The organism is Angustibacter aerolatus (assembly GCF_054776675.1).
On the sequence record NZ_BAAHBM010000115.1, the window covers coordinates 1 to 8271 of the forward strand.

At 73.8% G+C, this 8271-nt stretch carries 9 protein-coding genes; 6 read left to right on the forward strand and 3 right to left on the reverse strand.

Annotation, left to right across the window (positions count from 1 at the left end):
• The 3 genes from ACYVI6_RS17065 to ACYVI6_RS17075 form a co-directional block, all read left to right on the forward strand.
• A partial coding sequence (locus tag ACYVI6_RS17065; protein ID WP_460447512.1) for a sulfurtransferase occupies positions 1–344 on the forward strand: 344 nt, incomplete at its 5' end.
• 161 nt (positions 345–505) lie between these two features.
• Positions 506–1864 (forward strand): 4-hydroxybenzoate 3-monooxygenase, encoded by a 1359-nt coding sequence (locus tag ACYVI6_RS17070; protein ID WP_460447520.1) that lies wholly within the window; start codon positions 506–508, stop codon positions 1862–1864.
• Between the two features lie 39 nt (positions 1865–1903).
• Positions 1904–2491 (forward strand): PadR family transcriptional regulator, encoded by a 588-nt coding sequence (locus ACYVI6_RS17075; RefSeq protein ID WP_460447513.1) that lies wholly within the window; start codon positions 1904–1906, stop codon positions 2489–2491.
• A gap of 185 nt (positions 2492–2676) precedes the next feature.
• Here the strand turns inward: ACYVI6_RS17075 and ACYVI6_RS17080 are convergent, their stop codons facing one another.
• Positions 2677–3366 carry an anti-sigma factor gene (locus ACYVI6_RS17080; protein ID WP_460447514.1) on the reverse strand — a complete coding sequence of 230 codons (690 nt, stop codon included), beginning with the start codon at positions 3364–3366 and terminating at the stop codon, positions 2677–2679.
• Positions 3363–3968 (reverse strand): RNA polymerase sigma factor, encoded by a 606-nt coding sequence (locus tag ACYVI6_RS17085; RefSeq protein WP_460447515.1) that lies wholly within the window; start codon positions 3966–3968, stop codon positions 3363–3365. Before ACYVI6_RS17085 ends, ACYVI6_RS17080 begins: the two co-directional genes overlap by 4 nt.
• Before the next feature lie 150 nt (positions 3969–4118).
• Between ACYVI6_RS17085 and ACYVI6_RS17090 the strand changes: the two genes are divergently transcribed.
• The 3 genes from ACYVI6_RS17090 to ACYVI6_RS17100 all read left to right on the forward strand — a co-directional run bounded on the left by ACYVI6_RS17090 (position 4119) and on the right by ACYVI6_RS17100 (position 7437).
• Positions 4119–4781, forward strand: a complete 663-nt coding sequence (locus tag ACYVI6_RS17090; RefSeq protein WP_460447516.1) for a fasciclin domain-containing protein — start codon at positions 4119–4121, stop codon at positions 4779–4781.
• Positions 4782–4963: 182 nt separating this feature from the next.
• Positions 4964–6169: an ATP-binding protein gene (locus ACYVI6_RS17095; protein WP_460447517.1), complete on the forward strand. Its 1206-nt coding sequence runs from the start codon at positions 4964–4966 to the stop codon at positions 6167–6169.
• A complete protein-coding gene (locus ACYVI6_RS17100; RefSeq protein WP_460447518.1) occupies positions 6169–7437 on the forward strand; it encodes an alpha-amylase family glycosyl hydrolase in 1269 nt (422 codons plus the stop codon). Before ACYVI6_RS17095 ends, ACYVI6_RS17100 begins: the two co-directional genes overlap by 1 nt.
• On the opposite strand, the gene ACYVI6_RS17105 is transcribed toward ACYVI6_RS17100, so the two are convergent.
• Positions 7434–8090 (reverse strand): histidine phosphatase family protein, encoded by a 657-nt coding sequence (locus ACYVI6_RS17105; protein ID WP_460447519.1) that lies wholly within the window; start codon positions 8088–8090, stop codon positions 7434–7436. The two genes, ACYVI6_RS17100 and ACYVI6_RS17105, sit on opposite strands and share 4 nt — an antisense overlap.
• Between the last annotated feature and the right edge of the window lie 181 nt (positions 8091–8271).

Sequence of the window (8271 nt, forward strand, 5' to 3'; positions counted from 1 at the left end):
ACGTGGTGCCGCTGCCGCTCGACGCCCGCGCCCGCGAGCGCTGGGCCGGCGACGTCGAGCCGGTCGACCCGCGCGCCGGCCACGTGCCCGGCGCCGTGAACGTGCCGGTCGCCGACACCCTCGACCCCGACGGCCGGCTGCTCCCGGTGCCCGCCCTGCGCGAGCGCTTCGCCGCGGCCGGCGTCACCGACGGCGCCGACGTCGTGGCCTCCTGCGGCTCCGGCGTCACCGCCTGCCACACCCTGCTCGCCCTCGAGCACGCCGGGTTCGACGGTGCGCGCCTGTGGCCCGGCTCGTTCTCGCAGTGGAGCGCCCGGCCGGACCTGCCTGCCGACGCGGGCTGACGCGCGCCGCGAGCCCGGTCAGCGGTGCGCGACGCCGTCGAGGCGCAGCACGTCCGACGCGTCGCGGTGGGTGCCGGTGGCTCGGTCTGCAGCCACTCCAGGATCGGCCCGGCCTTCGTGCCGGGCCCGAAGCCGAGGGCGTGCGCCTCGTCGACGAGCTGCTGGGGGGTGCGGCCGGTCTTCGCCTCGGCCGCGTCGAGGTACGCCTGGAACGACATGCGGGTCTCCGTCTGCTCGGGTACGTCAGGCAGACGGTGTCACCACGCCGAACTCGTCAAGGCGTTCCGATACCGCCAGGCCTTGACGACCGGACATTCAAGTGCGAACATTCAAGTATGAATAATATCAACACCCCTTCCGTGGCACCGGAGGTCGTGATCATCGGCGCCGGCGTCGCCGGTCTCACCCTCGCCACCTTCCTCACCCGCGCCGGCGTGCACTGCGTCGTCCTGGAGCGACGCGACCGGGCCTACATCGAGCAGCGCAACCGCGCCGGCGTCGTCGAAGCCCGCGGCGTCGACGTGTTCGAACGGTGGGGACTGGCCGACGACCTGCTCGGCGGGCCCCTGGCCGGAGCGATCGACTACCGCGTCAACGGTGCCGGTCGTGTCTTCGACACCACGCTCGACGGCCGCGGACCGAGCCGCTTCTGCACCCAGCAGATGCTGGTCAACAACCTCTTGCACCAGCTCCTCGATGTCCTCGACGGCGATGTCCGGTTCGAGGCGACCGATGTGACCGTCTCCCACGACGACTCCCGTCCGGCGGTCACCTGGTCGGACGCAGAGGGCACCCACGCGACGTCCTGCACCTACCTCGTGGGGAGCGACGGGGACCGCGGCGTGAGCCGAGACGCGATCCCCGACGGCGTGCTGACCGAGTACCGCTACGACTTCGGCTACGCCTGGCTCGCCGCGCTCGTCGAGGCACCGGTCACCGGCGACGCCATCATGGCGGTCAGCGACCACGGTTTCGTGGGACAGCTGCCGCGTGGTCCCCAGCGCAGCCGCTACTACCTGCAGTGCCGCCTGGAGGACACGGAGCAGGACTGGCCCGACGAGCGGATCTGGGACGAGATCCGCCTCCGCCTGAACGATCAGGGCATCCAGGATGCCGCGGTGGTCGAGAAGTTCTTCGTCCCGCTGCGCAGCGTGGTGCGTTCTCCGATGCGCTACCGCAACCTGTTCCTGGCCGGCGACGCCGCACACCTCGTGCCACCGGCCAGCGCGAAGGGCATGAACCTCGCGCTCTTCGACGTCGGCGTGCTGGGCGAAGCACTCGTCGCCGCGCTGCGCGACGGCGACACCGCGCCCCTGGAGGCCTACTCCGACACCTGCCTGAGCCACGTCTGGAACTACCAGGACTTCGCCACCTGGATGACCGACACCATGCACGACGCAGGTGATCCGACCCAGCACGGCATCTTCCGGCAGATGACCGCCCGTGCCCGGTTGGACCAGCTGTTCAGCTCCCCCACCGCAGCTCGCCTGCACCGCGAGTACCAGCTCGGCTACAACTGAGGGCGGCGACCCCGGGCCCGGGTCTGGGATGATCGGGCGGTGAGCACCGACCCCACCCGTCTGCTCGTGCTCGGGGCCACCCGACAGGAACAACCCGCAACGGGCTACGCGATCATGCGCGAGCTCACCGGGTGGGGCGTCCAGGACTGGGCCAGCGTCAACCCCGGATCCATCTACGGCGCGCTGCGCACCCTGGACAAGGAGGGGCTCGTCGTCCAGGACACCGAGAACGCACCCCCGGTGGGCCGCGGCCACCGCAACTCCACGAAGTACCGACTCACCCCCGAAGGGGAAGCAGCGTTCACAGGGAGCCTGCGCGACGCCCTCTGGGAGGTCGACCCCTACCAGCCGGCCCCCTTCATGGCAGCGCTCTGCTTCCTCGTCCAGCTGCGACGCACCGAGGTGCTGGCAGCAGTCGAGGAACGCATCAGGCGACTGGAGAGCCAGCTCCGGCGTTTCGAGTTCGACGAAGAGCAGACCCAAGCCGACAGCGCCACGAAACCACCGCACTCCGTCGAGTTCGTCCAGCTCGCGGCGGCCCGACTCGCCGGCGAGCTCACCTTCACCCGCTCGCTGCACGAACGCGTGACCGACGGTGCCTACGCGTTCGCCGACACCGGTCTCTGATCACCAGCGACGCCGCACGCCGCATCGAGCCCGCGGCGGACCGACCTCACGCACCCGTCGATCTGTGCCTGGGTAGCAAGAGAGGGCGACAGGCAAGTGTGCGGCGCAGCGGGCCTGCGCCGCTCCAGGTCCTCCTACCGGCCGGTCGCGTTCAGCCGCAAGTACACGGTCCGGCGCCAGGCGGGCTAGTAGCGAGCGCGCAGCACCGACGTCGCGGAGTGGCCGGGGTCGCCGTCGTCGGCCTGCAGGCTGATGTCGACGGCGTGGTACCTGGTGACGAGGTCGGTGCTGACGGCGAACCGGGCCGGCGTCGAGGGGCTGACGACGCCGAGCGGCAGCATCTTGTTCGTCGCCGGGTCGAGCAGCCAGGCGTAGTAGAAGTGCCCGGCGCCCGGTGCCGGCAGCCCGTCGGTGCTGATCGACATGCGGGTCTGGCCGCCCGGCGAGGTCATCGTGACCCGGCCGCTCGCGTCGCCGGTCACCGGCTGCAGCGCGACCACCTCGGCCGCCCGCCCGCGCGGCACCTCTCGCTCGTGGGTCACCAGCGCACCCGCCCCGGCACCGACCAGCAGGCAGGCGGCCGCGGCCGCGACCAGCCGGGTGCGCCGGACGCCGAGCCGCGGGCCGGGCCGGGGCAGGTCGGGCAGCGGTGGCAGCGGGACGTCGGGGCCGCCCGGCTCGCGGTCGGACCGGCCCGGTCGCAGCAGCCGCGCGGCCGTGGTCAGCGCCCCGTGCGCGCCCGCGAGGTCGACCAGCTCGAGCCGGCACTCGTCGCACCCGCGCAGGTGCTCGAGGGCGGTCTCGGCGGTGCGCCGGTCGAGCTCGCCGGTCAGCAGCAGCGGCAGGTCGTCGTGGACGTGCTCGGTACCGGTCACCTGCCACCTCCGTCGGTCAGCTCGTCGTGCGCGGTCGTCGTGGGTCGTGCGTGCGGGTCGGGTCGGCTGCGGTGCCCGGCGTACCCGTCGAGCAGGCCGGCGAGCGTGCGCGACCCCCGGGCCATCCTGGCCTTCACCGTGCCCAGCGGGACCCCCGTGCGGCGGGCGATCTCCGACTGCGTGCAGTCCTCGAAGTACGCCAGCTCGAGCGTGCGGCGCTGCACGTCGGGCAGTCGGCTCAGCGCCGTCCGCACGTCGGCGGCCCAGGCGAACTGCTCGGCCAGCTGCTGCCCGTCGTCGCCGACCAGGTCGCGCAGGGTGTCGACGGCGACGACGGCCGGACGTCGGCGGCGCAGGTCGTCGACGGCGCGTCGCCGGGCGATCGTGAACACCCAGGCCGACAGGCTGCGCGAGGGGTCGTACCGGTCGGCCGTGCGCCACACGTCGAGGAAGGTGCGCTGCAGCACGTCCTCCGCGTCGTCCGGCCCGACCAGCCGGCGCAGGTAGGCGAGCACCGCCGACCCGTACCGCTCGTAGCACTGCGCGAGCGCCGCCTCGTCGCCGCGCGACAGCGCGAGGGCGAGCTGCTCGTCGGGCTCCACACCGGGTGTTCGTACCCGCGTGCGCCACCGGTTGCACGACGGGGCCCGCGGATCGCGCCGGACCGTTCACCCGATCGGTGCAACCGCCGGCGGCCCGTCGCGCGAAGCCCTCTCGACCGGCGTGACCCGATCTCACCCCCAGGAGACACCGTGCACCGCTCCCGTCGACCGCTCGTCGCCCTCACCGCGCTCGCCCTCGCCGGCGGCGCGACCCTCGCCGCCGCACCCGCGGCCAGCGCGTCGTCCCGCCACCACGGCCACCAGCTCGGCACCCGCAGCCTCGCGGAGGTGCTGGCCAAGGACGGGCAGGCCTTCGACCGCAACCAGTGGGACTATGACGTGCTCGACGCGGCCGTCGGGGCCGTGCTGGCCGCCAAGCCGGACAGCCCGGTGAAGCTGCTGGCCGACGGCACCGTCGCGCTCACCGCGTTCCTGCCGAACGACCGCGCGTTCCGCAGCCTGGTGCGCGACCTGACCGGCACGTCGTACCGCTCGGAGGCCGACGTGTTCGCGGCCGCCGCGACGCTCGGCATCGACACCATCGAGAACGTGCTGCTCTACCACGTGGTGCCGGGCGCGACGATCACCAGCAAGCAGGCCGTGCGCTCGAACGGCGCGCAGCTCGCGACCGCGCTGCCCGACGCCAGCATCACCGTCAAGGTGCGCAGCCGGTGCTTCAAGATCGTCCAGCTCGTCGACGCCGACACCGACGACGCCAACCCGTACCTGGTGCCCGGCCAGCTCGACATCAACAAGGGCAACCGGCAGATCGCGCACGGCATCAGCCTGGTGCTGCGCCCGGTCGACCTCTGAGACGCCGGTCGCGGGCGGCGGTCCCGAGTCGCCGCCCGCGGCCGGTCACCGGCTCGTCCGGCAGCATCGTGGCGACGGCCGTCGCGCTGACGACGGTCGTCGCCACCGTGCTGTCCGGCAGGATGTCAGGAGAGTCTGCGCGTGTCTCGGACAGACGCTAGAGACCGCGATACGGTCCGATCGTGGACCCGGTGCGCAACCCCTACGCCCCCGGCGCCGGCCAGCGCCCGCCCGAGCTGGCCGGCCGTGACGGCGAGCTGCAGGCGTTCGACGTCGTGCTCGAGCGGGTCTCGCGCGGACGGCCCGAGCGGTCGCTGGTGCTCACCGGGCTGCGCGGGGTCGGCAAGACCGTGCTGCTCGGCGCACTGCGCTCGGCGGCGGTGCGCCGCGGCTGGGGCACCGGCAAGCTCGAGGCCCGACCCGACGCCTCGCTGCGCCGGCAGCTGTCGGCGGCCCTGCACCTCGCCGTCCGCGAGCTCGGCGTCGAGGGGGTCGCGGCCAGGGAGCGCGACCACGTGCTCGGGGTGCTGCGGGCGTTCGCCGAGCGCGATGCGGGCACCGGCGCCAGGCTGCGTGACCGGTGGCAGCCGGGCATCGACGTCCCCGCCGTGCCCGGGCGGGCCGACTCGGGCGACATCGAGATCGACCTCGTCGAGCTGCTGCGCGACGTCGCCGGGCTGGCCGCCGACACCGGGCGCGGCGTCGCGGTGTTCCTCGACGAGATGCAGGACGTCGGCCCGGACGACGTGAGCGCCCTCTGCGCCGCGTGCCACGAGCTGTCGCAGGAGCGGCTGCCGCTCGTGGTGGTCGGGGCCGGGCTGCCGCACCTGCCGTCGGTGCTCTCGGCCAGCAAGTCCTACAGCGAGCGGCTGTTCCGGTACGCGCGCATCGACCGGCTCGACCGCGCCGCCGCCGACCTCGCGCTGCAGGTGCCGGCGAAGGACGAGGACGCCGCCTGGACCGAGGAGGCGCTCGCGGCGATGTACGAGGCGACCGCCGGCTACCCCTACTTCGTGCAGGCCTACGGCAAGGTCGCCTGGGACGTCGCACCGACGTCGCCGGTCACCGCGGACGACGTGCGGGTGGCGGCGCCCGAGGCCGACCGCGAGCTCGCCGTCGGCTTCTTCGGCTCGCGGTACGAGCGCGCGACGCCGGGGGAGCGGGAGTACCTGCGGGCGATGGCCGACGTCGAGGAGCCCGCGACCGACGCCGACCCGGTGCCGTCGGTGCCGACGTCGGCCGTGGCGCAGCACCTCGGCCGCAAGCCGCAGTCGCTGTCGCCGGCCCGCGACGCGCTGCTGAAGAAGGGCCTGGTGTTCAGCGCCGAGCGCGGCCGCATCGCCTTCACCGTGCCGCACTTCGGCCGCTACCTGCGGGGGCAGGCCTGATGCCCGAGCCGGCGTGGGTCGAGCACGCGATCTGGTGGCACGTGTACCCGCTCGGGTTCCTCGGGGCCGACACGACGGGCGCCGACCGCACGCCGCGGCGCACGCTGCGCGACCTGGTGCCGTGGCTCGACCACGCGATCTCGCTGGGCTGCAACGGGATCCTGCTCGGGCCGGTGTTCGCGTCGTCGACCCACGGGTACGACACCACCGACCACCTGCGGATCGACGAGCGGCTCGGTGACGAGGCCGACTTCGACGCGCTGGTGGCAGGCTGCCGCGAGCGCGGGCTGCGGCTGATGCTCGACGGCGTGTTCAACCACGTCGGCCGCGACCACCGGGCGTTCCAGCAGGCGCTGCGCGACGGCCCGGACGGCGCGACCGCCGGCTGGTTCGACCTCGACTGGTCGAGCCGGTCGGACGACGGCGAGCCGGGGTACCGCGACTTCGAGGGCCATCACGCGCTGGTCGCGCTGCGGCACGGCGACCCTGGCGTGCGGCAGCTGGTGACCGACGTCATGACGCACTGGCTCGACCGGGGTGCCGACGCGTGGCGGCTCGACGCGGCGTACGCCGTGCCGCCGGCCTTCTGGGCCGGCGTGCTCCCGGCGGTGCGCGAGCGGCACCCGGACGTCTTCGTGCTCGGCGAGGTCATCCACGGCGACTACGCGAGCACGGTCGCGGCGTCCGGCATGGACGCGGTGACGCAGTACGAGCTCTGGAAGGCGATCTGGAGCAGCATCGACGAGGGCAACTTCTTCGAGCTGGCCTGGACCCTGCAGCGGCACCTCGAGCTGCTCGACGCGTTCGTGCCGGCCACGTTCGTCGGCAACCACGACGTCACGCGCATCGCGAGCCGCATCGGCGACCGCCGGCACCTGCCGCACGCGATCGCGCTGCTGGCGACGCTGCCGGGCACGCCGTTCGTCTACGCCGGTGACGAGCTGGGGCTGACCGGCGTCAAGGAGGACCGCGCGGGCGGCGACGACGCCGTGCGGCAGCCGTTCCCGGCGACGCCCGACGAGCTGCCCGCCGGTGCCGACCCCGACGTGCTGACCCTGCACCGGCAGCTGCTCGGCCTGCGCCGCCGCCACCCCTGGCTGCACACCGCGCGGCCGCAGGTCGAGGTGCTGCAGAACCGGCAGCTCGTGCTGCGCTCGACCCACGGCGACGACTCCGTGCTCGTGGCCCTGAACCTCGACGACGCCCCGGCCGACCTCGCCGGCGTGCACCTCGAGCCGCACGGCTGGGCGGTCGTCGAGGGCGGTTAGGCCTCGCGGGACGCCGGGCCCTCGAGCTCGTCGGGGGTGTCGAAGGCGCCGCCGAGCGCGTCCTGCTGCCAGCGCACGAGCGACCACCCGCCCTCCGGGTCGCCGTCGAGCAGGACGGCCCCGGTGTTGCCGACGTGGTGCTCGGCGACGAACCCGGCGTCGACGTCGGCGCAGCGGGCACCGACCCAGCAGCGGATCGCGGCACCGTGGCTGACCAGCACGGCGGTGCGGACGCCGGACGCCGCGACCTCGTGCACCACGGCGTCGTACCGGTCGAGGAACTCGGTGCCCGACTCGCCGCCGGGCACGCGCACCGTCTCGCGCCCGTCGGCCCAGGCCACGACCGCGTCGAGGTAGGTGCGCACCGACGCCTCGTCGGCGCGCAGCTCGAGGTCGCCGGCCGTGATCTCACGCAGCCCGTCACGCACCTGCACGTCGAGCCCGAGCGCGGCGGCGAGCGGTCCCGCGGTCTGCTGCGTGCGCACCAGCGTGGACGCGTAGACCGCCTCGACGGGCTCGTCGGCCAGGCCGGTGGGCACCCTCTCCGCCTGCTGACGGCCGAGGTCGGTGAGGTCGGCTCCGGGCACCGCGGTGTCGAGCAGCCGCTGGACGTTGGACGGGGTCTGCCCGTGCCGGACGAGGATCAGGCGCACCGGCCGATCGTCCCAGCCGATCGGCCACGCGGCCCGCCCGGGCCGGCTCCTCGTGCTCAGCGCGGCGTGGTTGCGCGGTTCACCAGAGCCCGGGTCTGCCCGTTGAGTCGCGCGTGGGTGCCCTTGATCGCGCGTTGAGCGAGGCTGGAGGCGACCTTCCTAGCGTCCTCGTATCGCAACC